This is a genomic window from Streptomyces sp. NPDC091387, assembly GCF_044756945.1.
In the GTDB taxonomy this organism is placed as follows: Bacteria; Actinomycetota; Actinomycetes; order Streptomycetales; family Streptomycetaceae; genus Streptomyces.
Genome location: NZ_JBIVTZ010000015.1, coordinates 169,298 through 193,477 on the forward strand (window position 1 = coordinate 169,298; position 24,180 = coordinate 193,477).

The following is a 24,180-nucleotide window of genomic DNA, read 5'->3' on the forward strand; positions in this document are numbered from 1 at the left end:
CGGATCACGACGGTCGCATGTCACCGGCGTCACGTCCGGGCGCCGCGTCCGCTCACACCGTCCACGACGGTTCGAGCTGCACCACGTCACCGGCGAGCGCCGCGACGTCGTCCTCGGTCTGCGCCCGCTGCGAGAGCCGTTCGACACTCCCCGCCCGGTACTTGCCGCGTTCGGCGCTCGACTGCCACATGGAAAGGACCAGGAACTCATGGCCCGGCGCCTCTGCGAACACCCCGCGGAGCATCCCGGGCGATCCGGCCATCGCCGGGTTCCACACCCGCTGCTGCATGAGCGCGAAGTGCTCGACCCGGTCCTCGTGCACCCTGCTGTGCGCCACCCTGAGCACGTCCGCGTCGGTGAAGGCGGGTTCGAAGCCGGTCTTCACGTCGAAGCGGTACTCGAACAGCTTGACCTGTATGTCGTTGCAGGTACCCGACTGCTCTGCGGCCAGGGCGTCGTGCCCGCGTGCCATGAAGGAGTCGTAGAAGACCCGGTTCTCCCAGAACGCGAAGACATGCGCCACCTCCGGCCGGCCACGGCTCCAGCCGCCGCCCTGCCCCCTGAACCCCGGCTCCCCCAGCAGCCCCGCCCACTTCCGCTGCCCCCGCTCGAAACCGCGACGGTCGACCACATTGCAGCGAATCCACTTGACCAGCACGGCCCCATCGTACGGGTGCCGGACGTGGCATGGGTCACGCTCAGCCGGAGTGCACCGGAACCGGCCCGCGGAACGATCAACAGGAGCCCGCCTCCTCGGCACCCGGGCACCGTCAACGGGCCGCTCGCCGCGGCGGTCCCGGAAAGTTCGGTGGCCCGATTCAGCCGCACATGACCAAGCCGGTTGGTTTCACCGTCAGTTACCGACATGATCGGGTACAGAACCGGAGCGACGGCCCCGTGCGCGCAGGAGGGAAGTCCGATGAGCACGCCCAACAAGGACATCGAGAAGGTCGAGGTCAGGATCAAGTGGGACCCGAGTTCTCAGGGCGAGTCCCCCAATGACCTCGACATCATCGCGGCGACCTACCCGGCCGAGGAGCCGTACGGCAGCCCGGCGTACCTCGTGCACTTCGACAGCCGTGCCCCCGACGGCACGATCACGCTCAACCGGGACAGCCGGACCGGTCAGGGCCTGGGATTCGACGAGGTGATGACGCTGGAACTGGACCGGCTGTCGGAGTCGTACTCCCGGGTCATCGTCGGTGTGGCCATCCAGCAGCGCGACGGCCACAAGACCTTCGACGCCGTGGAGAACACCGCGGTGCAGATCCGCGAGGGGTACGACACCCTGGCAGAGGACGACTTCTCGGCGGTCGGGGCCTCGACGGCGGCCGTCGTCGCCGAGTTCGTCCGGGACGCCTCGGGAGTCTGGCTGTTCCACGACACGCTGCGGGGTTTCGACGGGGACGCCGAATCGTTCGCCGCGACGATGGGAAGCCGCCCGTCCGGAGCGTGAGGCTCCGGATACGGGTCGGGGCGGGAAGGTCTCCGAGGAGATCTTCCCGCCCCTCGGCCGGCCGCTGTGCGCGGCTCAGCCGTTACGCCTCAGGCTGCCGGGATCAGCTGCAACCGCTGGTCGAGCCGCAGCCCTCGCAGATGTAGCAGGATCCGGCGCGCTGCATCTTCGTACCGCAGGAGAAGCAGAGCGGGGCGTCGGCGCTGATGCCCAGCTGCATCTCGACGAGCTCCGCCGAGGTGTGCGCCGTCTTCGGTTCCGGCTTCTCCGCCTCGCGCACGGGGGCGACCGCCTTCAGCGGTTCCGCCGTCCGCACGGGGGCGGACTGGGCCAGGCTCTCGACGTCCAGCTCGTCGTCGTCCAGCAACGCCTCGTACGAACCGGTGTCGAGGTGGCGCTGACGTTCGTCGGCCGAGTGGATGCCGAGCGCCGAACGGGTCTCGAACGGCAGGAAGTCGAGCGCCAGGCGACGGAAGATGTAGTCGACGATCGACTGCGCCATCCGCACGTCCGGGTCGTCCGTCATGCCGGCCGGCTCGAAGCGCATGTTGGTGAACTTCGAGACGTACGTCTCCAGCGGGACGCCGTACTGCAGACCGACCGAGACGGCGATGGAGAAGGCGTCCATCATGCCCGCGAGGGTCGAACCCTGCTTGGACATCTTCAGGAAGACCTCACCGAGACCGTCGTCCGGGTAGGAGTTGGCGGTCATGTACCCCTCGGCGCCGCCCACTGTGAAGGAGGTCGTGATGCCGGGGCGGCCCTTGGGCAGACGCTTGCGGACCGGGCGGTACTCGACGACCTTCTCGATCGCGGTACGGATGGTGTCCTCGGCCTTGGCGGTGACCGCCGCCTTCTCCTTGTCCTTGGTCTTCGCGGAGAGGGGCTGGCCGACCTTGCAGTTGTCGCGGTAGATCGCGAGCGCCTTGACGCCCATCTTCCACGCCTCGAAGTAGACCTCTTCGACGTCCTCGACGGTGGCCGTCTCCGGCAGGTTCACCGTCTTGGAGAGCGCGCCGGAGATCCACGGCTGGATCGCCGCCATCATGCGCACGTGGCCCATCGCGGAGATGGAACGCTCGCCCATCGCGCAGTCGAAGACCTCGTAGTGCTCGGACTTCAGGCCGGGCGCGTCGATCACATTGCCGTTCTCGGCGATGTGGGCGACGACCGCCTCGATCTGCTCCTCGTGGTAGCCCATGCGGCGCAGGGCCTGCGGGACGGTGCCGTTGACGATCTGCATCGAGCCGCCGCCGACCAGCTTCTTGAACTTGACCAGGGCGAGGTCGGGCTCCAGGCCGGTGGTGTCGCAGGACATCGCGAGACCGATGGTGCCGGTGGGCGCGATGACCGAGGCCTGCGCGTTACGGAAACCGTTCTGCGCGCCGAGGCGGATGACGTCCTGCCAGGCCTCCGTCGCGGCGGCCCAGATCTGGTTGTCGAGGTCGTCCGCGTGGACGGCCACGGCGTTGGCGTCGGAGTGCTGCTTCATGACGCGCTGGTGCGGCTCGGCGTTGCGGGCGTAGCCGTCGTACGGGCCGACGACCGCCGCCAGCTCCGCGGAGCGACGGTAGGAGGTGCCGGTCATCAGCGAGGTGATGGCGCCGGCGAGCGCGCGGCCGCCGTCGCTGTCGTACGCGTGGCCGGTCGCCATCAGCAGGGCGCCGAGGTTGGCGTAACCGATGCCCAGCTGGCGGAACGCGCGGGTGTTCTCACCGATCTTCTCGGTCGGGAAGTCGGCGAAGCAGATGGAGATGTCCATCGCGGTGATGACCAGCTCGACGACCTTGGCGAAGCGCTCGGACTCGAAGGACTGGTTGCCCTTGCCGTCGTCCTTGAGGAACTTCATCAGGTTCAGCGAGGCCAGGTTGCACGAGGTGTTGTCCAGGTGCATGTACTCGCTGCACGGGTTCGAGCCGTTGATCCGGCCGGACTCGGGGCAGGTGTGCCACTGGTTGATCGTGTCGTCGTACTGGATGCCGGGGTCGGCGCAGGCCCAGGCGGCCTCGGCCATCTTGCGGAAGAGGGACTTCGCCTCGACCTCTTCGATGACGTCGCCGGTCATCCGGGCGCGCAGCCCGAACTTCCCGCCGGCCTCGACGGCCTTCATGAACTCGTCGTTCACCCGGACCGAGTTGTTGGCGTTCTGGTACTGGACGGACGTGATGTCGTCGCCGCCCAGGTCCATGTCGAAGCCCGCGTCGCGCAGGGCGCGGATCTTCTCCTCCTCTTTCACCTTGGTCTCGATGAAGTTCTCGATGTCGGGGTGGTCGACGTCGAGAATGACCATCTTGGCCGCACGGCGGGTGGCGCCACCGGACTTGATCGTTCCGGCGGACGCGTCGGCGCCGCGCATGAAGGAGACCGGACCGGAGGCGTTGCCGCCGGAGGAGAGGAGCTCCTTGGAGGAGCGGATCCGGGAGAGGTTCAGGCCTGCGCCCGAGCCGCCCTTGAAGATCATCCCCTCTTCCTTGTACCAGTCGAGGATCGACTCCATGGAGTCGTCGACGGCCAGGATGAAGCAGGCGGAGACCTGCTGCGGCTGGGGCGTGCCCACGTTGAACCAGACCGGCGAGTTGAAGCTGAAGATCTGGTGCAGGAGGGCGTACGCCAGCTCGTGCTCGAAGATCTCCGCGTCCGCCGGAGAGGTGAAGTAGTTGAAGTCCTCGCCGGCCTTCCGGTAGGTCTTCACGATCCGGTCGATGAGCTGTCGCAGACCGGTCTCGCGCTGCGGGGTGCCTACGGCTCCGCGGAAGTACTTGCTGGTGACGATGTTGACCGCGTTCACCGACCAGAAGTCGGGGAACTCGACGCCACGCTGCTCGAAGTTGATCGAGCCGTCGCGCCAGTTGGTCATGACGACGTCACGGCGCTCCCACGCCACCTCGTCGTACGGATGCACGCCGGGGGTGGTGTGAATGCGCTCGATACGCAGGCCCTGCTTGGTCGCAGTCGACTTGGTCCCCTTGTTCCGGGAACCTCGTGCCGGGCCGCTCGCCGTCTCTGTCATGCCGCCTCCCATATGTGGGCAAAAACGCCCTGAAGTGCCGAGAACTTCCCCGGTCACAGTGTGTGTCTGGTACTTCGGACGCCGCGAAGGGCATCCGGAGCAGGTCTGTGTGCCGCTCGGCCGCCGGTCCTCGGACCGGCGGCGATCGGCCTGTGCCGCTCAGTCGGCGGCGACGGCGGGAACGGGGACCTCAAGGGTCTCGCCGGTCCCGCATCCTTCTACGGGAGGCCGCCGCTCGCGGAGTTCCACGATGGCGGCCTCGAAGTCCTCGAGGCTGTTGAACGCCCGGTACACGGATGCGAACCGCAGGTAGGCGACCAGGTCGAGTTCCTGCAGGGGGCCCAGGATGGCCAGGCCCACATCGTGCGTGGTCAGCTCGGCGCTGCCGGTGGCACGCACCGCCTCCTCGACCCGCTGGCCGAGTTTGGCGAGGGCGTCCTCGGTGACCGGCCGCCCCTGGCACGCCTTGCGCACGCCGGAGATGACCTTGGTACGGCTGAAGGGTTCGGTCACGCCGCTGCGCTTCACCACCATGAGCGAGCAGGTCTCCACCGTGGTGAAACGGCGGGAGCAGTCGGGGCACTGACGGCGCCGGCGGATCGAGGTCCCGTCGTCGGTGGTGCGACTGTCGACGACCCGGCTGTCGGGGTGCCTGCAGAAGGGGCAGTGCATGGCTCCCAACCCTCCTTCACAGCACGACTGAATGGCCTCACCAGGCCCCGTGAGGGGCCTTCGAAGCAGTCTCAAGCATAGGCGATGACCGCACCCCCGAAGGACGGGGACCACAACTTCTGGGCGGCTGGAACAATCCAACCACTAGATCTTGGGTTTGGCCGCGCATTTGGCCCTAGCGCGTGTCGCGCGTCACGGGCGGCCGGAAGGCAGCGCACGACCGAGCAAGAGGGTACGGGAAGCATCCGGCTCCACCGATCGCGGGGGCGGCGGGTTCCGAGGCGCGAGGAGGACCGGACGGCGACCCCGCGCGGCACCACCGCGGCCGGGAACGCTACCGTAATGGTCCGAATTAACGTTCGATCCGACAGCGGCCAGCACGCCTTCCGGCTTAGCTCATACACCTAGCAATGAACGCCCAACAGACTTTTATTTGTTTTTCACTCGAACGTGTGTTTGGCGCAACCTTTCGAAAGCTACTACCGTTGTGCAGCTAGGGAGACCATTCGAGAGGGGCCGACGTGACCACCACCGCAGACAGTGCCATCATCACTGCCCAGGACCGCTCCCAGAGCCGACTCGAGCCGGTGCATGCCATGAATGACTCAGTCACGAACACGGAGGGACCGGAGCCCGCGCGCCCAGCGCGCTCGCTTCCCGGGCGACCTCCTGGAATCCGGGCGGACAGCTCGGGGCTCACGGACCGCCAGCGGCGAGTGATCGAGGTCATCCGGGACTCCGTGCAACGACGGGGATATCCCCCGTCGATGCGCGAGATCGGTCAGGCGGTGGGCCTTTCCAGTACGTCCTCCGTCGCGCATCAGCTCATGGCACTGGAGCGCAAGGGTTTCCTGCGCCGCGACCCCCACCGCCCCCGGGCGTACGAGGTGCGCGGTTCGGATCAGCCCAGCACACAGCCCACGGACACCACGGGGAAGCCGGCGGCTTCCTATGTGCCGCTGGTCGGCCGGATCGCGGCCGGTGGCCCGATCCTCGCCGAGGAATCCGTCGAGGACGTCTTTCCGCTCCCCCGCCAGCTGGTCGGTGACGGAGAGCTCTTCGTACTGAAGGTCGTCGGTGACTCGATGATCGAAGCGGCCATCTGCGACGGCGACTGGGTCACCGTCCGACGCCAGCCCGTGGCCGAGAACGGCGACATCGTCGCGGCGATGCTGGAGGGCGAGGCCACGGTCAAGCGCTTCAAGCGGGAGGACGGCCATGTCTGGCTGCTCCCCCACAACTCCGCGTACCAGCCGATCCCCGGCGACGAGGCGACCATCCTCGGCAAGGTCGTGGCGGTGCTGCGGCGGGTGTGACTCCTCGACCGCACGGGCGGGGCCCCGGGATCGGCTGTACCGATCCCGGGGCCCCGCCCGTGCGTCCTGACCCCGTACCGGACTACTTCTCCTCCGCCTTCGCGGCGGCATCGATCGCGGCGAGCGAGCGACGCGTCTGATCGCGGTCGGTCGTGTACCAGAAGTCGGGGAGAGAGGCCCGCAGATAGCTCCCGTACCGGGCATTGGCGAGCCGCGGATCGAGCACCGCGACGACACCCTTGTCACCGGTGGCACGGACGAGCCGGCCGGCGCCCTGTGCCATCAGCAGCGCGGCGTGGGTCGCCGCGACCGCCATGAAGCCGTTGCCCCCCGCTTCCTCGACCGCCTTCTGGCGGGCACTCATCAGCGGGTCGTCGGGGCGGGGGAACGGGATACGGTCCATGACCACCAGCTGACAGCTCGCCCCGGGGACGTCCACGCCCTGCCAGAGCGAGAGCGTGCCGAAGAGGCAGGTCTCCGGGGAGGCCGCGAAGTTCTTGATCAGCTCGCCCAGCGTCTCCTCGCCCTGGAGCAGGATCGGCCTGTCCAGCCGGCTCCGCAGCTCCTCGGCGGCTGCCTGGGCGGCCCGCATGGAGGAGAACAGCCCCAGGGTGCGGCCGCCCGCGGCCTCCACCAGCTCGGCGAGCTCGTCCAGCATGTCGGTGCGGGAGCCCTCCCGGCCGGGCGTCGCCAGATGCCGGGCGACGTACAGGATTCCCTGCTTCGGGTAGTCGAAGGGCGAGCCGACGTCGAGCCCCTTCCACTGCGGGACGTCGTCGCCCGCGGTGCCTTCGGGGGCGAGCCCGAGTGACGCTCCCACCCCGTTGAAATCGCCGCCGAGCTTCAGTGTGGCCGAGGTGAGCACGACGGAGCGGTCCGTGAACAACTTCTCCCGCAGCAGTCCGGAGACGGAGAGCGGGGCGACCCGCACGGAGGCGCCGAAGCGGTCGTGGCGTTCGTACCAGACGACGTCGTACTCGGACCCCTGCGTGATGCGTTCGGCGACAGCGTGGATGGTCTCCACCGAGGCCAGGGCCTGCTTGCGGACGGCGTCCTCGTCCTGGACGGACTTGTCCCGGGTGGAGCCGAGGGCGGAGATCACCGTACGCGCCGCGTCGCGCAGAGCCATCAGCGCGTAGCCCAGGTCCTCCGGGACCTCCTCAAGACGGCCGGGGAGCGCCAGCTCCATCACGCGTTCGAAACCCTCCGACGCGCTCTGCAGCGCGTCGGCGGCCTTCTCGTTGACCAGCTTCGCCGCGCGCCGCACCGCGCGGCCGACCTGGCCGGGGGTGAGCTCGCCGGTGGCCACGCCGGTGACCCTGGAGACCAGCTCATGGGCCTCGTCGACGATCAGCACCTCGTGCTGCGGGAGCACCGGGGCGCCCTCGATGGCGTCGATGGCGAGGAGCGCGTGGTTGGTGACCACCACATCGGCGAGCTTCGCCCGCTCGCGGGCCTGTTCGGCGAAGCACTCCGCCCCGTACGCGCACTTGCTGGCGCCCAGGCACTCGCGCGAGGAGACGGAGATCTGCGCCCAGGCACGGTCGGAGACACCCGGGGTGAGGTCGTCACGGTCGCCGGTCTCCGTCTCGTCCGACCAGTCCCGCATCCGCAGGAGGTCCTGGCCGAGCTTGCTCGACGGGGCCGCGGCCTCGAACTGGTCGAAGAGCCCCTCTTCCTCCTCCTGCGGCACTCCTTCGTGGAGGCGGTGCAGACAGAGGTAGTTCGACCGGCCCTTGAGCATCGCGAACTGGGGGCGCCGCCGCAGCAGCGGATGCAGGGCGTCGACCGTACGCGGCAGGTCCCGCTCCACCAGCTGGCGCTGGAGGGCCAGGGTCGCCGTGGCCACCACGACCCGCTCGCCGTGCGCCAGGGCGGGCACCAGGTAGCCGAGTGATTTGCCCGTGCCGGTACCGGCCTGGACGAGCAGGTGGGAATGGTCGTCCACGGCCGCGGCGACCGCGTCGGCCATGGCGGCCTGGCCGGGCCGCTCCGTACCGCCGACGGCGGTCACGGCGGCGTGCAGGAGCTCGGGGAGGGATGGCTTCGTCATAGCCCGACCAGCCTACGGGGCGCCGCTGACAACGGCGATCACTCCCGGCCTCACGCGGAGGGGTGGAGCGGGTTGGGCACCGTGCCGTGGACCGCCGCGTGCGGTCGCTCGGGGCGGTCCCGGTAGCCGTCCAGATGCAGGCGGTTGCGGTTCAGGCAGAGGCGTTCGATGCGCGGCGTCAGCATGTCGAACATCTCGAACCTCTCCTTCAGCTCGGGAAAGCGGGCGTGGTGGCGGAGGATCTCCGCCCGCACGAGTGACCAGAATGCGGCCTCCGGGACGCCCAGCTGCTCCTCGCAGAGCGGGGAGAGGAAGCGGAAGACTCCGGTGAAGAGCCCGGAGTGGATGAACTGGGTGAGGAAGGCCGGCTCCTCGGTGAGCAGGACGCGGCGTACGTCGTACGGCATGGTGTCGTGCTCCGGCAGCGGCCGGGCGCTGACGTTCACGTCGTCCACGAAGTCCTTGATCGCCAGACGCACGGGGACGTCCTGGTCGTCGAAGACGACGATGGCGTTCTCGCCGTGCGGTGAGAACACGGTGCCGTAGCGGTAGAGGAAGTGCAGCAGCGGCGGGAGCAGCGCGGCGAAGAGGCGGGTCAGCCACGCGGTGGGGGTCAGTCCCGAGCGGGCGACCAGCTCGGCGGTGAAGGCGCGGCCCTGCGGATCGGTGAGCAGCAGCGAGGCGAGGGTGCGGGCCCGCTCGCCGGGTGCCAGACGCGGGAGGAGGGGCTCGCGCCAGATCGCGCCGAGGATCTCCTTGAACTGGTACGGCGTCTCGGGGAGGTGGTCGTACAGCGGGTGCTCGACCGTGACCGACGCCACCTCTCCGAGCAGGATGACGCCGCAGGTGTCGCGCAGGAAGGGATCGCTGTCGCGCAGCCCCTGGACCCAGCCGGTGACGGCGGGGGCGGCGAGGGTGCGTTCGGTCGGGAGCCCGCGCCAGACCAGTGTGTTGAGGATCGACAGCGGCAGTTTGACGGTGTGCCGGTCGGGCCGCTCAAGGTTGACGAAGGTACGGATGGACTGCTGCGGCAGCCGCAGATCCGGGTCGGCGTGCAGGGGAACGATGTCACCCGCGGCGATGGCCGGGGCGAACAGGGGCACGATCCACTCGTCCCACTGCCAGGGGTGGACGGGCAGACAGTAGTAGTCGTCGGGGTCGAGGCCCCGGGCACGGAGGGCGGCGGCGAAGGAGTCGCGGACCGCCGGGTCGAGCTCCTGGGCGTAGAGCTGCTCGGCGGCGGCGAGTGAGTTCACGCCCCGGTAGGCGGCGATCCGGGAGGAGACCGCGATCCACGGCAGTCTGACCGGCCTGCGGGCCTCGGGGGTGAAGCGGGACGCGTCGGTGGCGGAGAATCCGAGCCGCCCTTTGTTGGCGACGATCCAGGGGTGGCCGGTCTGGTGTCCTTCGAGTTCCGCGTAGTCGAGGTCGGCCAGCTCGGCGACGGTGAGCGCGCCGTGGTCGAGGCGGGCGTCGGCGGTGAGCGTGGTGGTGAGCTCGCGGACGAGGTGGCCGAGGGTGGCCCCGTCGAGCCCGAGGAGACGGCGGGCGCGGGCGAGGAAGAGCAGCGGGTCGCGGAAGGGGACGCCCGCGGGGACGGGGTCCCCGGCCGGATCGGCGTGTTCGGCGGAGCGGCCGGGGCCGGCGGGCGCTTCGGCCGGGGGTGCGCCGAGTGCGTGTGCCTCGGTCTCGGCGGTGGTGGCCTCGCGGATCGAGTCGGGGGCGACCCGCCAGCTGCCGTAGACCCCCCGTCCGGCGGTGAAGATCAGGCTTCCGCCGTCGTCCAGCACGAGGGTGTAGGTATCGCCCCCGGCGGATCGCGGAACCGGCTGGATGACTTCCTCGTAGGCGAATTCGCCGAGCATCTTCGCGAGCATCCGGGCGGCGGCTCGGTCCCACACCGCCCGGTTCAGTTCTGGAGTGCTGAGCAGCGCGGGCGACTCCGCTGAATCATGGCTCGCGGGATATGTGGGCACGGGGACTCCTCGGGATGGAACCGATGGGGTTCGAGCGGTGTAGAGAAGGCGGCGGATGGTTCACGGCTGGGCACGGTGGGCTCGGTCGCGGATCATCAGCGCGGCCCGCTTGTCCGGGAGTTCGACCTCCGCGGAGAAGCGGAATCCGGCGCTGAGGAACGCGGAGACGGAAGGGGTGTTTCTGAGGTCCGGTTCGGCGACGACGCGTGTGCACAGGGGTCGGTTGTCGAGCACGAGGTCGGAGGCGGCACGGAGCAGCGTGGTGCCGATTCCGTGGCCGCGCTTGCTCACTTCGCCGATGAGGAGGTGGAGCCCGGTGTCGTGCGGGCGGGCGGGGTAGTGGCGGGCCAGCGGGTCCAGGTCGGCGCGGTAGATCTCCCAATAGCTCATGGGGATGCCTGACAGCACCCCGAGGCAGGGGAGGCTGCGTCCGTCGCCGTCGAGCTGGGGCAGCAGATGCTCCGCCGTGACGGATTCGGCTCCGGAGAGTTCCCAGAAGGCCGCCACGGCGGGGTCGTTCATCCAGCGGCTGATCACCGCGAGGTCGCGCTCCAGCCGCACGGGCACGAGCTGGAACACTCCGGCCGGCGTGGTGACGGGCCTCCACGCGGCCGGCCGGTCGAGCAGTCCGGAGACGGCCCCGCGGTACTCGGGCCCGGGTGCGGCGGGTGTGTCCTGCGCCAGGAGTGCCAGGAGGTCGTCGGTGAGCTCCAGGTCCAGAGTGTCCTCGGCCCCCGTACCGGCCCGGGGCGCGGGGCCGGTGCCGGGGTCGGCGTGTGCGTCGGTGGGAGGCACGGTGATGCTCTCCTCTCTCAGCGGTTCGACGACGAGGTTCCTTCGGGCCCGGTGGGATTCCTTCAGCCGCGCAGGGGGTTGGCGATGGTGACGTAGACGGACTGGGTGTCGACCGGGCCGACGAGTTCGTCGAGGCCGTGCAGCCGGGTCAGCATGTTGGCCTTGCAGCGCAGGCGCGGCGTCTCCAGCAGATGTGCGGGGAGCGGGGATCCCAGCGCGGTGGCCGCTCCCAGGAACCGGCGGAAGGCGGCGAGGAGCATCCGTTCGTCGGCGAGCTGCTGGGCGCCGAACGCTCCGATCAGTCCGAACACGTTGTTGATGCCGAGGTAGTACGCGAAGCGCTCGTCGGTGACGGCGTCGGAGACGAAGGTGTCGCTGACCGATCCGATGCCGGGGAGCCTGCGCTCAAGTGCCGAACGGTAGGACTCGCGGAAGTAGTAGCCCTGATTGTCGCGGTAGCGGCCGCCGACCGGCCAGCCCTGGGCGTCGAGCATCACCAGGGTGTTCTGCTGGTGGGCTTCGAGGGCGACCCCGGCGTGTGCGTCGAGCCAGAGCACCGGCTGGACGACCCGGTCGAGGTAGCGCAGGAACCACTCGGCGGCGACGGCGGTCGTGGTCCGTCCGGTGCCTGCGGCGAGCCGGCAGACGATGTCGGCGAGGCGTGAGTGCATGCCCTCCCGGCCCGGCCAGGGGCGCGGTGCGGTGAGTCCGGCGATGCAGACCGCGTCGTCGTGCCGGGCGAAGGGGTTGTGGCGCAGCATGACGTCGAAGCCGGCAACCGGCTCGCCGTCCGGATTGTCGACCGCGAGCCATGCGGGGTCCCGGACGATGTCGAAGCCGGGCTGGGACAGGTGCAGCTCCGTGGCGAGCCCGCTGCGCAGCAGACGGTGGACCTCCACCCCCCGGTGGAGCTCCTTGCGGAGGTTCTCACGGCGGGAGTTGGTGATGCGCAGCCCGAGGGAGAGCTTCAGCATGGTGTCGACGCCGGGCCGCTGCACGGTGCGCACCGACGAGGTGGGGTGCCAACGCGCTCCGTACGGGCCCAGATCGTGCACGAGTCCGGCGTCGAGCAGGGCGGCGACCTCGGGCCGGTTGCCCAGTTCCCGGGCCTGCCAGGGGTGGAGCGGAATCGGCGCGGTGTGCTCGGGGAATCGCAGCCCCTCGGCGTGCCGGGCCACGAGTTCCGTCGCCGGCACCGGTCGGCCCTGGTCGGTCCAGGCGGAGTCGGATGCCAGGACGGATCGGTCGACGGCCATCCAGTGGAGGGGGAAGGAGCCGTTCAACTCAGGTGCGTAGAGGCGGGATTCGGAATCGGAGAGGCCCTCGCGGCTCTTGGGTGAGGGGTGGAGGGGGTGTCCGAGGAGGAGTGACTGCTCCGCGGTGAGGAAGAGGTCGGCCTCGTCGGGAGCAGTGGGGCGGCGGCGTTGGCCGTCGATGAACCCGGCGGTTCGCCGTACCGAGTCGGCCACCCTGGCCACCATGTCGGCGCCCTCGTGGTGGTCGGCCTCGCGGCCCAGGAGCGCGGCGACGGTGACGGCGTCCGCGGTGGGCGCCCCCTCGGGTGCCTGTTCCAGGACGGGTGAGCCGAAGCGGTGCCAGCCCGTGACCGACCAGTGGCGGACGGGGACGAGCAGGGCGGTCCCGCTCGCGGGCAGCGGGATGCGCAGGGTCTCCCCCTCCGAGCGGGGCAGGTCGCATTCGCGAACCCAGCAGCGCAGCAGGTTCTCGATGCCGGCGGCATCCGCGGCCTGGACCGGGTCCGGGTGGTCCAGGGGGTCGGCGGGCGGTGCCGGGCAGATGGGCGTTGCCCTGGAGGCGTACCACTGACCGTGCGGCATCTCCTTCTGGCGCGGCACGGTCGGCGGCTCGACAGCGAGGTGGCCGGGTGTTCCGGTCTCTCCTCGGTGGTGGCTGGGGGGAGGGCCGTCGGCCTCTGGCGCGGGGGTGGGGTTCACGGCGGTCTTTCCTGTGATGGGGTCCGGGATCAGCGGATCGACCCGGTCGCGGTCCGTCGGTGCGGTGAGTGCTCCGCGGCTGCCATGGCGTCGGCGAGGCGGTCGATGACCGCTGTTGCCTGTTCGTCGGTGAGCGTGAGGGGAGGTAGCAGGCGTACGACCGTGGAGTGGCGGCCGCCGAGTTCGACGATGAGGCCTCGGCGCAGGCACTCCTGCTGGACGGCGACGGCGAGGACCGGGTCGGGCGGGGGCTCGTTCCCACCGTCCACCGGGGCCGCCTCGGGGTCGACGAGTTCCACCCCGATCATCAGGCCCCGTCCTCGGACGTCTCCGATGCACGGGTGGTGCGCGGCGAGGGCCCGCAGGCTCGCCAGCATCCGGGCGCCGAGAACCCCGGCCCGCTCGGCGAGCCCGTTCTCCCGGACGTGGGCGAGGGTCGCCGTGCCCGCCGCCATCGCGAGCTGGTTGCCGCGGAAGGTGCCGGCGTGGGCACCGGGCTGCCAGGTGTCGAGTTCGGAGCGGTAGACGATCACCGCGAGCGGGAGGGAGCCGCCGATGGCCTTGGAGAGCACCATCACATCGGGAACGACCCCGCTGTGCTCGACGGCCCAGAAGGCACCGGTCCTGCCGACTCCGGTCTGGACCTCGTCAGCGATGAGGGGGATGGACCGGGACGCGGTGATCTCCCGCATCCTTCGCATCCAGCCGTCGGGGGCGGGGTTGACGCCGCCCTCCCCCTGTACGGGTTCGAGGATCATTCCGGCAGGCGTGGGTGTTCCGCTCTTGGGGTCGTCCAGGACCGTCTCGGTCCACCGCGCGGCGATGCGTGCGCCGCGCTCGCCGCCGATGCCGAAGGGGCAGCGGTAGTCCTGGGGGAAGGGCAGACGGGTCACCCGTACGTCCGAGGCGCCGCCGGATGCCGCGAGGGCTCCGGCCGTCATGCCGTGATAGGCGCCGGTGAAGGCGAGCAGGCCGTCGCGTCCAGTGGCGGCGCGGACCAGTTTGAACGCCGCCTCGACGGCGTCCGTACCGGCGGGTCCGCAGAACTGGATGCGCGCGTTGTCCGCGAGCTCGGGCGGCAGCGTGGCGAACAGCTCCGTGGTGAAGGCGTCCTTGACCGGGGTGGCCAGGTCGAGCACATGCAGGGGTGCGCCCGAATCGAGGACCTTCTTGATCGCTTCCAGGACGACCGGGTGGTTGTGCCCGAGGGCCAACGTCCCGGCTCCCGACAGGCAGTCGAGATAGCGCCGCCCGTCCGCGCCCTCGATGGTCAGCCCCCGGGCCCGTACCGGGACGATCGGCAGCGACCGGGCGTAGGTACGGGCGGCCGACTCGCGCATCGCCTGGCGGCGCAGGATTCCCTCGTACGCCGCGGGCGGCGCCGCCGGAGCTGGTTCGGTCACGGCCACGGCTCTTGATCCTCCCGCTGTAACAGTTGCGTTGCACGTCAGCACGATTGCGCAGGGACGGACTGCGGGGGTGAACTCTGTCCCTGTGTCCCCCGTACGTACCAACGACGCGGGACGCGGAGGATCACGGGTAGGTCCGAAGATCCTTGCGGAGCGGAACCATGCCCCTGCCGCACACCGTCCACACCGGCACCGGCATAGTGGGGGACCGCGCCGGGCCTCCGGGACGGCTTCCCGGCGGTCGCGGCGTCTCCGGAGCAGTCCCGGAACGCCGTCCGGGGAGCTGACCGGTGTGCCGTGCGAAGTCCGGTGCGGCGTGCAGAAGTGCAGGACAGAAGCGTTGAGTTACGAAGTCCCAGGGGGATCACCAGATGCGACTCATACGACCAGCAGCCACCGCACGCCGTGGGGGGAGCGCCCGTCGCTCCTCCTCCCCCGTGCTCGCCACCGCGGCGGTCGCCGCCGTCCTCGCGCTCACCGCGACCGCTTGCGGGCCGGGCGACGACGACGCGGGCGCCGAGCCGAGCGGCAGCTCCGCGGGCCAGACGTCGGACGGCAAGATCACCGTCCCGGACGATCTCAAGGACCGGCTCAAGGCGCACGGGATCGACCTCGGCCAGTGGAAGAACGGCGAATGGAAGAACTGGGACAAGGACAAGTGGCTCCGTGAGGCCAAGGACTTCATCAATCCGATCATCGCGGGCCTCTGGGACCCGGACCGGATGCGGGACGCCGACAAGTCGCCAGAGAAGCCCGTCGACAACGACATCTCGGGTGACGAGGGCGTGACCGACCCGACTCCCGCGCCGGTCCGGGCCGTGGGCGTGAAGACTCCGCTCCACGACAACGCCGCCGAGTCCGGAAAGCTGTTCTTCGACGGCCCCGAGGGCTCGATGGTCTGCTCGGCGACCGTGGTGAAGGACCCGGAGCACCCCGGCAAGTCCAACATGGTGTGGACCGCCGGCCACTGCGTCCACGCGGGCAAGAAGGGCGGCTGGTACCGCAACATCGCCTTCGTGCCGTCGTACAACAACAGCGGTCTGTCGACCGATGAGCTCCGGAACAACCCGCCCAAGGAGAAGGTCGCCCCGTACGGCGTGTGGTGGGGCGCGTGGGCGCAGACCTCCGAGCAGTGGATCGACCAGGGGGCCTCGGCGGGCGGTCTGGGCGCCCCGTACGACTTCGCGGTGCTGCACGTGACACCGGAGAAGGGCGCGAACGGGAAGTCCCTGGAGGAGACGGTCGGTTCGGCGCTGCCCGTCGACTTCAACGCCCCGGCCGTTCCCGAGATCGCCGACATGACGGCCACCGGCTTCCCGGCCGCTCCGCCGTACGACGGCCAGAAGCTGTTCCAGTGCAAGGACAAGCCGGGCCGGCTCTCGCTCACCAAGGCCGACCCGACGATGTACCGCATCGGCTGCTCCATGACCGGTGGTTCCTCCGGTGGCGGCTGGGTCGCGGCGGGCCAGGACGGCAAGCCCGCGCTGGTCTCGAACACCTCCATCGGCCCGGTGAAGGCCGGCTGGCTGGCCGGGCCGCGCCTCGGCAAGGAGGCCAAGGGCGTCTACGACTCGGTCAGCAAGAAGTACGCGGGACAGTGAGGGCGGTCCGTCACCCGTCCAGGCACGGGTGACGGCCGGTCAGGGGCCTTCGGCCCGGTGGGAATGCCGTCCGCCGGAGGCGAAGGCCCCTGACCTGTACGAGGGGCCTTCCGGGGCCTCGCCTCGGCCCGCACAGGGTGGTCCGCATCATCACCGACAGCCGGTCCGACCGGCGTTTCGCATGACACGCTCATGCCATTCTTTGAGATTTCAGGGGGAATCTTTTCCATGCGATCCATACGTCCGCTGCTCGCGGCCACCGGCCTCGTCGCCGCGCTGGCCCTGACCGCCACGGCCTGCGGCCCGAGCGAGGACAAGGCGGCCGACAAGCCCGCCGCCACGGAGTCCGCCGGTGCCGGCGACGGCGGCCTGTCCGCCGCTCTGGCCGACACGCTGAAGAAGCACGGCGTCGACCCGGAGAAGTGGAGGAACGGCGAGTGGAAGAACTGGGACAAGGACAAGTGGCTGCGTGAGGCCAAGGACTTCGTGAACCCGGTCATCGACGGGCTGTGGAAGCCCGACCGGATGAAGTCCGCCGAGGACCCGGCCAAGACCATGTCCGCCGGTGACCTCTCGGCAGGCCAGGGCGTCAGCGACCCCGAGCCGAAACCGGTCGGCGCCGAGCGCGAGAAGACGCCGTACCACAGCTACGCGGCGCCGGTCGGGAAGGTGTTCTTCGACTCCCCCGAGGGCCACATGGTCTGCTCGGGCACGGTCGTCAAGGACCCGGAGAACCCCGACAGGTCCAACCTGGTGTGGACCGCCGGCCACTGCGTCCACGCCGGTTCCAAGGGCGGCTGGTACCGCAACATCGTCTTCGTTCCCGCCTACAACGACCAGGGCAAGAACGCCGCGGCGCTCCAGAACGCGCAGGCCCAGGAGATCGCCCCCTACGGCGCCTACTGGGCCGACTGGGCCACCACCTCCGGCGAGTGGCTGACCGACGGCGGCCCCACCGGCGGCGAGGGCGCGCCGTACGACTACGCGGTACTGCACGTGAAGCCGGAGAAGGGCACGAAGTCCCTGGAGGAGACCGTGGGCAACGCCCTGGCGGTCGACTTCGACGCCCCCGAGGCCAAGCAGATCAGCGCGATGGGCGCCTGGGGCTACCCGGCGGCCCCGCCGTACGACGGCCTGATCATGCACAAGTGCGTCGACCGTCCCGGCCGGCTCTCCATCAGCCCCGCCACCCCGACGATGTACCGCATCGGCTGCACCATGACCGGCGGTTCCTCCGGCGGCGGCTGGTTCAGCGAGGGCGACGACGGCAAGCTCGCGCTGGTCTCCAACACCTCCATCGGCCCGGTGACCGCGGGCTGGCTGGCCGGACCTCACCTCGGCCGGGGCGCCGAGCAGATCTTCACGATGATGAGCGACAAGTTCGGCGGTCAGTGACGACGCCGCACGACGAACGGCCGACGGCCCGCTCCCCGGAAGGGGAGCGGGCCGTCGGTCTGTACTACGGTGCTGCGCCGCGGTCAGTGCGCCGCGGGCACGAACGTGGAGAGCTCCGCGGCGAGTTCCTCGTGCACCAGCGCCTTGAGCAGGGTGCCCTCCGCCAGGTGCTCCTCGGAGATCACCTCGCCCTCGGCGTGCACCCGGGAGACCAGGCCGCCCTGGGTGTAGGGCACGAGCGCCTCGATCTCGACCGAGGGCCGCGGCAGTTCGCTGTCGATGAGCGCGAGCAGCTCGTCGATTCCGGCGCCGGTCCTGGCCGACACCGCGATGGCGTGCTTCTCGATGCGCAGCAGCCGCTGGAGCACCAGCGGATCCGCGGCGTCCGCCTTGTTGATCACCACGATCTCGGGCACGTCCACCGCGCCCACCTCACGGATCACCTCGCGCACGGCGGCGAGCTGCTCCTCGGGCACCGGGTGCGAGCCGTCCACCACGTGCACGATCAGGTCGGACTCGCCGACCTCCTCCATGGTGGAGCGGAAGGCCTCGACGAGGTGGTGCGGCAGGTGCCGTACGAACCCGACGGTGTCGGCCAGCGTGTAGATCCGGCCGCTCGGCGTCTCGGCCCGGCGCACGGTCGGGTCGAGGGTGGCGAACAGCGAGTTCTCGACCAGCACGCCCGCGCCGGTCAGCCGGTTGAGGAGTGAGGACTTGCCGGCGTTGGTGTAGCCGGCGATCGCGACCGAGGGGACCTTGTTGCGCCTGCGTTCCTGGCGCTTGATCTCGCGGCCGGTCTTCATCTCCGCGATCTCCCGGCGCATCTTCGCCATCTTCTCGCGGATCCGGCGCCGGTCCGTCTCGATCTTGGTCTCACCGGGGCCACGGGTCGCCATGCCGCCACCGCCGCTGGAACCGCCGCCGCCCATCTGACGGGACAGCGACTGACCCCAGCCTCGCAGCCGCGGCAGCATGTACTGCATCTGGGCCAGCGAGACCTGCGCCTTGCCCTCACGGGACTTGGCGTGCTGGGCGAAGATGTCGAGAATCAGGGCGGTCCTGTCGACCACCTTGACCTTGACGACATCCTCCAGGTGGATCAGCTGGCCGGGGCTGAGCTCACCGTCGCAGACGACGGTGTCGGCCCCGGTCTCCAGGACGATGTCGCGCAGCTCCAGGGCCTTGCCGGAACCGATGTAGGTGGCCGCGTCGGGCTTGTCGCGGCGCTGGAAGACGGCGTCGAGCACCTGGGCTCCGGCCGTCTCTGCGAGAGCCGCCAGCTCGGCGAGCGAAATCTCCGCGTCGTGCACGGTGCCGGAGGTCCAGACACCGACCAGCACCACACGCTCCAGGCGCAGCTGCCGGTACTCGACCTCGGTGACGTCCTCGAGTTCGGTGGAGAGTCCCGCCACCCGCCGCAGCGCGGCGCGCTCGGAGCGGTCGAGCTGTTCGCCGTCCCGCTCTCCGTCGATCTCGTGGCTCCAGGCGACGTCCTCTTCCATCAGGGCGTCGGCCCGAAGGGGCTCGTTGAGGCTCTCGGTGACGTTCTCCGTGGCGCTCTGCGCGTCCTGCGCGTCCTGGGGAAGGGAAGAAGAGGAGGTCATTGGATCCTTACGTCGATAGGAATGGTCTACAGCAGTCACAACGCGTCACCTCTCCGGATGATTCCCGCACGGGGAACGCTCCGGTCCGGCCGCCGTGGCGACCCGTCGATAGTGACATGGCGCGCCCGGCCCGTCACGCGGGTTTACCGCCGCCCGCCGGTGCGGTGCTGTGCCAGTCCGGGTGGCCGGGCATGGGCGGCGTGCTCGTCCCGTACAGCCAGCCGTCGAAGAACGTGGTCAGGTCGCGTCCGGCCACCTGGGATGCCAGCCGGGTGAAGTCCGCCGTGGCGGCGTTGGAGTCGCGGTGCCCGCGCACCCAGAGCCGCTCCAGCCGGTCGAAGGCGCTGTGACCGATCTCCTGGCGCAGCGCGTACAGGATCAGGGCGCTGCCGTCGTAGACCACCGGGCGGAACAGGCTGATCTTCTTGCCCGGGGCCGGCGCGTCGGGGCGCGCGGGCGGCCCTCCGGCGGCGCGCCAGCCGTCCGACCTGGTGTAGGCGTCGCGCATCCGGCGTTCGAGCGGCTTGTCGCCGTGCTCCTCCGCGTAGCGCGCCTCGTACCAGCTGGCGTGTCCCTCATTGAGCCAGAGATCGGACCAGGTCCGCGGCGAGACGCTGTCGCCGAACCACTGGTGTGCCAGCTCATGGACCATGACCGAGTCGACGTACCACTCGGGGAAGCCGTCGTCGGTGAACAGGCGGCGTTCGAAGAGCGACAGGGTCTGGGTCTCCAGCTCGAAACCGGTGTCGGTGTCGACGATCAGCACGCCGTAGTTCTCGAAGGGGTAGCGGCCGACCTGCTTCTCCATCCATGCCAGCTGCCCGGGTGTCTTCTTCAGCCACGGTTCCAGCCGCTTCCGGTCGGCGGCCGGCACGACGTCGCGCACCGGCAGTCCGTGCGGCCCGGTCCGGTGCACGACTGCGGAGTTCCCGATGCTGACCTGGGCCAGTTCGGTGGCCATCGGGTGGGCGGTGCGATAGGTCCAGGTGGTGCGGTCGCCGTGCCGGGCACGTCCGGTGCGCAGACCGTTGGCCACGACCGTCAGGTTCTGGGGGGCGGTGACGCGGAAGGTGAAGTACGCCTTGTCCGCCGGGTGGTCGTTGCCGGGGAAGACCCGGTGTCCGGCGTTGGCCTGGTTGGCCATGGCCAGCCCGTCGGCGGTCCGCACCCAGCCGCCGCTGTTCCGCTCGCCCCCGGGATCGCTGGTGTGCCGGACCGTGATCCGCAGCGGCACACCGGCCGGGAGCCGGCCGGGGGCCTCGACGATCAGGTCCTCGTCCGCGACCGCGAAGTCGGCGCGCAGGCCGTTGACTTCGACGGAGTGCACGGTGCCCTGGGTGAAGTCGAGGTTGATCCGGTCCAGCGGCCCGGTCGTCCGGGCGTCGATCGTGGTGACGGCTTCGAGCGGTTCGTTGTTGTCGCCCGGGTAGTCGAGGCCGATGTCGTAGGCGAGTACGTCGTATCCGGGGTTGCCGAGGTGGGGAAAGAGCGGGTCACCGATGCCGAGCGGCACCGGTGCGGGCAGGGTGGCGGCGACGAGGGCGGCCGATGCGGTGGCCAGCAGAGCGGCCCGCAGGCGGCGGGAGAGGAACGGCATGGACTACGGCTACCAGCGCCGCCCGCCCGGGACGGGACGGCGCGCGCCGCGCCACTCGAACGAGATCCGCGGTGGCGGACGGTGGCGGCCGGGCCCGGGAAGCCCGCCGGGTCAGAGAACGGCGGCCGGGTGCTGGGCACGGCTCACGTCGTACACCCCCGGTACGTCGCGCATGGCGCGCATCAGCGAGTGCAGCCCCGCGGCATCGGGGAGCTGCAGGGTGTAGGTGTGCCGCACGCGCTGTTCACTGGGCGGTTCGACGGTGGCGGAGATGATCGCCGCGTCCGCGCCGGCGATCGCCTCGGTGAGGTCGGCCAGCAGCCGGGGCCGTCCGAAGGACTCCGCGACCAGCGTCACCCGGCATTCGGACGCGTCGCCCCAGCTCACCGCGACCGGTACCCGGCCGACGGCCTCCATGCGGGCCGCCACGGGACAGGCCAGCCGGTGGACGGTGACGGCGCCGCCGCGCACCGTGAAGCCGGTGACGTCGTCGGGCGGTACGGGGGTGCAGCAGCCGGCGAGCCGTACGGTGGCGTCCGGCCGGTCGACCAGGGCGCTCGCGGTACGGCCGGCCGGCCCCGCGGCTCCGGGCGGCGCGGGCTGCGGTACGGGCCTGGGGTCCGTGGGCCGGCTGCCGGGCACGGTCTCCGGACCCTGCGGATGGGCGTCGAGCCAGCCGGTGATCGCGATGCGGGCGGTGGGTGTCCGGGCGTGGTCGAGCCAGCCGGGCGAGGGCCCCGACGCGGCGTCCTCCGCGAGGAGCAGCTGCACGGTGTCGCCGTCGCCGAGCGCGGTGCCGAGCGTGGCCAGCCGGCCGTTCACCCGGGCCCCGATGCAGCTGTGCGCGGCCTCCCCGTACTGCGCGTAGGCGGCGTCGACGCAGCTGGCGCCCGCCGGCAGGCCGAGCGTGCCGCCGTCGGTGCGGAAGACCGTGATCTCGCGGTCCTGGGCGAGGTCGGCGCGGAGGGTGGTCCAGAAGGTGTCGGGGTCGGTCGCGGACTGCTGCCACTGGAGGAGCCGGGACAGCCAGCCGGGCCGGGTCGGGTCGGCGCGCTCCCCGTCGGCCGGTTCGGCGGTCTGCGCGACGCTGTCCGCGGCGTACGGATTGCCGAGCGCGATGACGCCCGCCTCCGCGACCTTGTGCATCCGGTGGGTCCGGATGAGGACCTCGGCGACCTCGCCCTCTGGGCCCACCACCGCGGTGTGCAGCGACTGGTACAGGTTGAACTTCGGGGCCGCGATGAAGTCCTTGAACTCGGAGATCACCGGGGTGAAGCAGGTGTGGAGTTCGCCGAGGACGGCATAGCAGTCGGCGTCCTCCCCGACGAGCACCAGCAGCCGTCCGAAGTCGGTGCCGCGCAGTTCGCCGCGTTTGACGCTGACCCGGTGGACGGAGACGAAGTGCCGCGGCCTCACGAGGACTTCGGCGGGGATACCGGCCTCCCGCAGTACGGAGGAGACGTTCCCCGCGATGGCGGTGAGCGGGTCGGCCGCCGTGGTGGCGGAGATCACTGCGCGGGTGTGTGCGTACTCCTCGGGGTGGAGGATCGCGAAGACGAGATCCTCCAGCTCGGTCTTGAGCGCCTGCACCCCGAGCCGTTCCGCGAGCGGAATCAGTACGTCGCGGGTGACCTTGGCGATCCGGGCCTGTTTCTCGGGGCGCATCACGCCGAGCGTGCGCATGTTGTGCAGCCGGTCGGCGAGCTTGATCGACATGACCCGGACGTCGTCCCCGGTGGCCACCAGCATCTTGCGGAAGGTCTCCGGCTCGGCCGCCGCGCCGTAGTCGACCTTCTCCAGCTTGGTGACGCCGTCGACCAGGTAGCGGACCTCGTCGCCGAACTCCTCGCCCACCTGGTCGAGGGTCACCTCGGTGTCCTCGACCGTGTCGTGGAGCAGCGACGCGGTCAGCGTCGTCGTCTCTGCGCCGAGTTCGGCGAGGATCAGGGTGACCGCGAGCGGGTGTGTGATGTACGGCTCGCCGCTCTTGCGCATCTGCCCGCGGTGCGAGGACTCCGCGAGGACGTAGGCCCGGTGCAGGACGGTGAGGTCGGCGTCGGGATGGTGGGCCCGGTGCGCCTCCGCGACATGCCCGATGGCGGCCGGCAGCCGGTCGCGGGAGACCGGGCCGAGCAGGGCGACCCGCCCCAGTCTGCGGAGGTCGATCCGGGGACGGCCCCGCCTGCGGATGGGGGCACCTGGGTTGGTGGCCTCTGCGCTCATGGGGCACCTCCGGCGACGTCGACCGGCGGTGAGAAGGTGCGGTCGCGCCTCCGGGCCGGTGCTTGATGCTACCGACCCCACCACGTGGCGGAGTCCGGCTCTCGCCCAGCGTGAAACGGATCACCCATTCGAGCGAAGCTCCAGGGCCCGTCGTTTGGATCATGCGGTCTCGCGGGGTCCGGCACCGCTTCCGGGTCCACCCTGATCCGGCCCGAGCGGGGCGTAGGGCCTAGCCGTTCAGCGTTTCGATCCAGGCCGGATCGATCGTGCCCTCGGCGACGATCACGGCCGGTCCGGTCATCTCGATCTCGCCGTGCGGGTGCTCGGTGATCACCAGCGTGCCGCCGGGGAGGTCGACGGTGTACGTGACCGGGGTGCCGGTCAGCGCGGGGTCGGCCGCGTCCCGGCGGGCCGCGGCGACGGCCACGGCACACGCGCCGGTGCCGCAGGACCGGGTCTCCCCCGAGCCGCGCTCATGGACGCGCATCGCGACATGGCGGGGGCCGCGGTCCACGACGAACTCGATGTTGACCCCGTCGGGGTAGACCGCGGCCGGGCCGAAGGACGGCTCGGAGAGCAGATCACCGGCGTGCGCCAGGTCGTCGACGAAGGCGACCGCGTGCGGGTTGCCCATGTTCACGTTGCGGGCGTCCCAGCTGCGGCCGCCGACGGTGACCGTGACTCCGGCGGCCGGGAGCTCCGCGCGGCCCATGGAGACGGTGATGTCGCCGTTCTTGGCGAGGTGCACCTTCTTCACTCCGCCGCGGGTGGCGACGGCGACGTCGCCGTCCTCGACCGAGCCGGAGCGCTGGAGGTAGTGGGCGAAGACCCGTACGCCGTTGCCGCACATCTCGGCGATCGAGCCGTCCGCGTTGCGGTAGTCCATGAACCACTCGGCCTCGTCCGCCATGTCCCGCGCCTCGGGGTGGGCAGCGGACCGTACGACGTGCAGCAGGCCGTCCCCGCCGATGCCGGCCCGGCGGTCGCAGAGCCGGGCGACGACGGGGGCGGGCAGGGCGACGGCGTTGTCCGGGTCCGGAACGATCACGAAGTCGTTCTCGGTGCCGTGGCCCTTGAGGAAGGCGATCTGCGAGGTGGTCACGGGACAACTGTACGAG

The 24,180-nt window shown here is 70.5% G+C and carries 16 protein-coding genes; 4 read left to right on the forward strand and 12 right to left on the reverse strand.

Going from position 1 to position 24,180, the window contains the following annotated elements; all coding sequences use genetic code 11:
- Positions 1 to 52: 52 nt before the first annotated feature.
- A complete protein-coding gene (locus tag ACIQM0_RS29115) occupies positions 53 to 658 on the reverse strand; it encodes a YdbC family protein (protein ID WP_401292179.1) in 606 nt (201 codons plus the stop codon).
- A gap of 261 nt (positions 659 to 919) precedes the next feature.
- Between ACIQM0_RS29115 and ACIQM0_RS29120 the strand changes: the two genes are divergently transcribed.
- On the forward strand, positions 920 to 1,456 hold the full coding sequence (locus tag ACIQM0_RS29120) for a TerD family protein (RefSeq protein WP_363026075.1): 537 nt from the start codon (positions 920 to 922) through the stop codon (positions 1,454 to 1,456).
- A gap of 103 nt (positions 1,457 to 1,559) precedes the next feature.
- Here the strand turns inward: ACIQM0_RS29120 and ACIQM0_RS29125 are convergent, their stop codons facing one another.
- Both ACIQM0_RS29125 and nrdR read right to left on the reverse strand, forming a co-directional pair.
- Positions 1,560 to 4,466 (reverse strand): vitamin B12-dependent ribonucleotide reductase, encoded by a 2,907-nt coding sequence (locus tag ACIQM0_RS29125; protein WP_401292182.1) that lies wholly within the window; start codon positions 4,464 to 4,466, stop codon positions 1,560 to 1,562.
- A gap of 159 nt (positions 4,467 to 4,625) precedes the next feature.
- Complete coding sequence (gene nrdR, locus ACIQM0_RS29130) at positions 4,626 to 5,138, reverse strand: transcriptional regulator NrdR (RefSeq protein WP_385037075.1); 513 nt, start codon at positions 5,136 to 5,138, stop codon at positions 4,626 to 4,628.
- A gap of 521 nt (positions 5,139 to 5,659) precedes the next feature.
- Between nrdR and lexA the strand changes: the two genes are divergently transcribed.
- Complete coding sequence (gene lexA / locus ACIQM0_RS29135) at positions 5,660 to 6,454, forward strand: transcriptional repressor LexA (protein WP_123462787.1); 795 nt, start codon at positions 5,660 to 5,662, stop codon at positions 6,452 to 6,454.
- Positions 6,455 to 6,536: 82 nt separating this feature from the next.
- Here lexA and ACIQM0_RS29140 read toward each other — a convergent pair whose 3' ends face one another.
- The 5 genes from ACIQM0_RS29140 to ACIQM0_RS29160 form a co-directional block, all read right to left on the reverse strand.
- Positions 6,537 to 8,507, reverse strand: a complete 1,971-nt coding sequence (locus ACIQM0_RS29140; RefSeq protein ID WP_401292186.1) for an ATP-dependent DNA helicase — start codon at positions 8,505 to 8,507, stop codon at positions 6,537 to 6,539.
- Between the two features lie 50 nt (positions 8,508 to 8,557).
- The gene (locus ACIQM0_RS29145) at positions 8,558 to 10,483 is read right to left on the reverse strand and encodes an IucA/IucC family protein (protein ID WP_401292189.1); all 1,926 of its coding nucleotides are present in this window, start codon (positions 10,481 to 10,483) and stop codon (positions 8,558 to 8,560) included.
- A 60-nt stretch (positions 10,484 to 10,543) separates the two neighbouring features.
- Positions 10,544 to 11,278: a GNAT family N-acetyltransferase gene (locus tag ACIQM0_RS29150; protein ID WP_401292191.1), complete on the reverse strand. Its 735-nt coding sequence runs from the start codon at positions 11,276 to 11,278 to the stop codon at positions 10,544 to 10,546.
- A 62-nt stretch (positions 11,279 to 11,340) separates the two neighbouring features.
- Positions 11,341 to 13,233: an IucA/IucC family protein gene (locus tag ACIQM0_RS29155; protein ID WP_401292194.1), complete on the reverse strand. Its 1,893-nt coding sequence runs from the start codon at positions 13,231 to 13,233 to the stop codon at positions 11,341 to 11,343.
- Positions 13,234 to 13,262: 29 nt separating this feature from the next.
- The gene (locus tag ACIQM0_RS29160) at positions 13,263 to 14,642 is read right to left on the reverse strand and encodes a diaminobutyrate--2-oxoglutarate transaminase family protein (RefSeq protein WP_401292197.1); all 1,380 of its coding nucleotides are present in this window, start codon (positions 14,640 to 14,642) and stop codon (positions 13,263 to 13,265) included.
- 371 nt (positions 14,643 to 15,013) lie between these two features.
- Between ACIQM0_RS29160 and ACIQM0_RS29165 the strand changes: the two genes are divergently transcribed.
- Together ACIQM0_RS29165 and ACIQM0_RS29170 are read left to right on the forward strand one after the other, a co-directional pair.
- On the forward strand, positions 15,014 to 16,243 hold the full coding sequence (locus tag ACIQM0_RS29165) for a trypsin-like serine peptidase (RefSeq protein ID WP_401292198.1): 1,230 nt from the start codon (positions 15,014 to 15,016) through the stop codon (positions 16,241 to 16,243).
- Between the two features lie 228 nt (positions 16,244 to 16,471).
- Positions 16,472 to 17,638, forward strand: coding sequence for a trypsin-like serine peptidase (locus ACIQM0_RS29170; RefSeq protein WP_401292200.1), 1,167 nt, complete (start codon positions 16,472 to 16,474; stop codon positions 17,636 to 17,638).
- A gap of 83 nt (positions 17,639 to 17,721) precedes the next feature.
- On the opposite strand, the gene hflX is transcribed toward ACIQM0_RS29170, so the two are convergent.
- The 4 genes from hflX to dapF form a co-directional block, all read right to left on the reverse strand.
- The gene (hflX, locus tag ACIQM0_RS29175) at positions 17,722 to 19,242 is read right to left on the reverse strand and encodes a GTPase HflX (RefSeq protein WP_363026092.1); all 1,521 of its coding nucleotides are present in this window, start codon (positions 19,240 to 19,242) and stop codon (positions 17,722 to 17,724) included.
- A 133-nt stretch (positions 19,243 to 19,375) separates the two neighbouring features.
- Positions 19,376 to 20,839 carry a M1 family metallopeptidase gene (locus tag ACIQM0_RS29180; protein WP_401292203.1) on the reverse strand — a complete coding sequence of 488 codons (1,464 nt, stop codon included), beginning with the start codon at positions 20,837 to 20,839 and terminating at the stop codon, positions 19,376 to 19,378.
- Positions 20,840 to 20,950: 111 nt separating this feature from the next.
- A complete protein-coding gene (locus tag ACIQM0_RS29185; protein ID WP_401292205.1) occupies positions 20,951 to 23,062 on the reverse strand; it encodes a RelA/SpoT family protein in 2,112 nt (703 codons plus the stop codon).
- 229 nt (positions 23,063 to 23,291) lie between these two features.
- Complete coding sequence (gene dapF, locus ACIQM0_RS29190; RefSeq protein WP_401292208.1) at positions 23,292 to 24,164, reverse strand: diaminopimelate epimerase; 873 nt, start codon at positions 24,162 to 24,164, stop codon at positions 23,292 to 23,294.
- Positions 24,165 to 24,180: the final 16 nt, after the last annotated feature.

Excerpts from the sequence above, each read along its gene's own strand:
- ACIQM0_RS29120 (WP_363026075.1), top strand. The coding sequence starts at position 920 with ATGAGCACGCCCAACAAGGACATCGAGAAGGTCGAGGTCAGGATCAAG.
- ACIQM0_RS29125 (WP_401292182.1), bottom strand. The coding sequence starts at position 4,466 with ATGACAGAGACGGCGAGCGGCCCGGCACGAGGTTCCCGGAACAAGGGG.
- nrdR (WP_385037075.1), bottom strand. The coding sequence starts at position 5,138 with ATGCACTGCCCCTTCTGCAGGCACCCCGACAGCCGGGTCGTCGACAGT.
- ACIQM0_RS29140 (WP_401292186.1), bottom strand. The coding sequence starts at position 8,507 with ATGACGAAGCCATCCCTCCCCGAGCTCCTGCACGCCGCCGTGACCGCC.
- ACIQM0_RS29165 (WP_401292198.1), top strand. The coding sequence starts at position 15,014 with ATGCGACTCATACGACCAGCAGCCACCGCACGCCGTGGGGGGAGCGCC.
- ACIQM0_RS29170 (WP_401292200.1), top strand. The coding sequence starts at position 16,472 with ATGCGATCCATACGTCCGCTGCTCGCGGCCACCGGCCTCGTCGCCGCG.
- hflX (WP_363026092.1), bottom strand. The coding sequence starts at position 19,242 with ATGACCTCCTCTTCTTCCCTTCCCCAGGACGCGCAGGACGCGCAGAGC.
- ACIQM0_RS29180 (WP_401292203.1), bottom strand. The coding sequence starts at position 20,839 with ATGCCGTTCCTCTCCCGCCGCCTGCGGGCCGCTCTGCTGGCCACCGCA.
- ACIQM0_RS29185 (WP_401292205.1), bottom strand. The coding sequence starts at position 23,062 with ATGAGCGCAGAGGCCACCAACCCAGGTGCCCCCATCCGCAGGCGGGGC.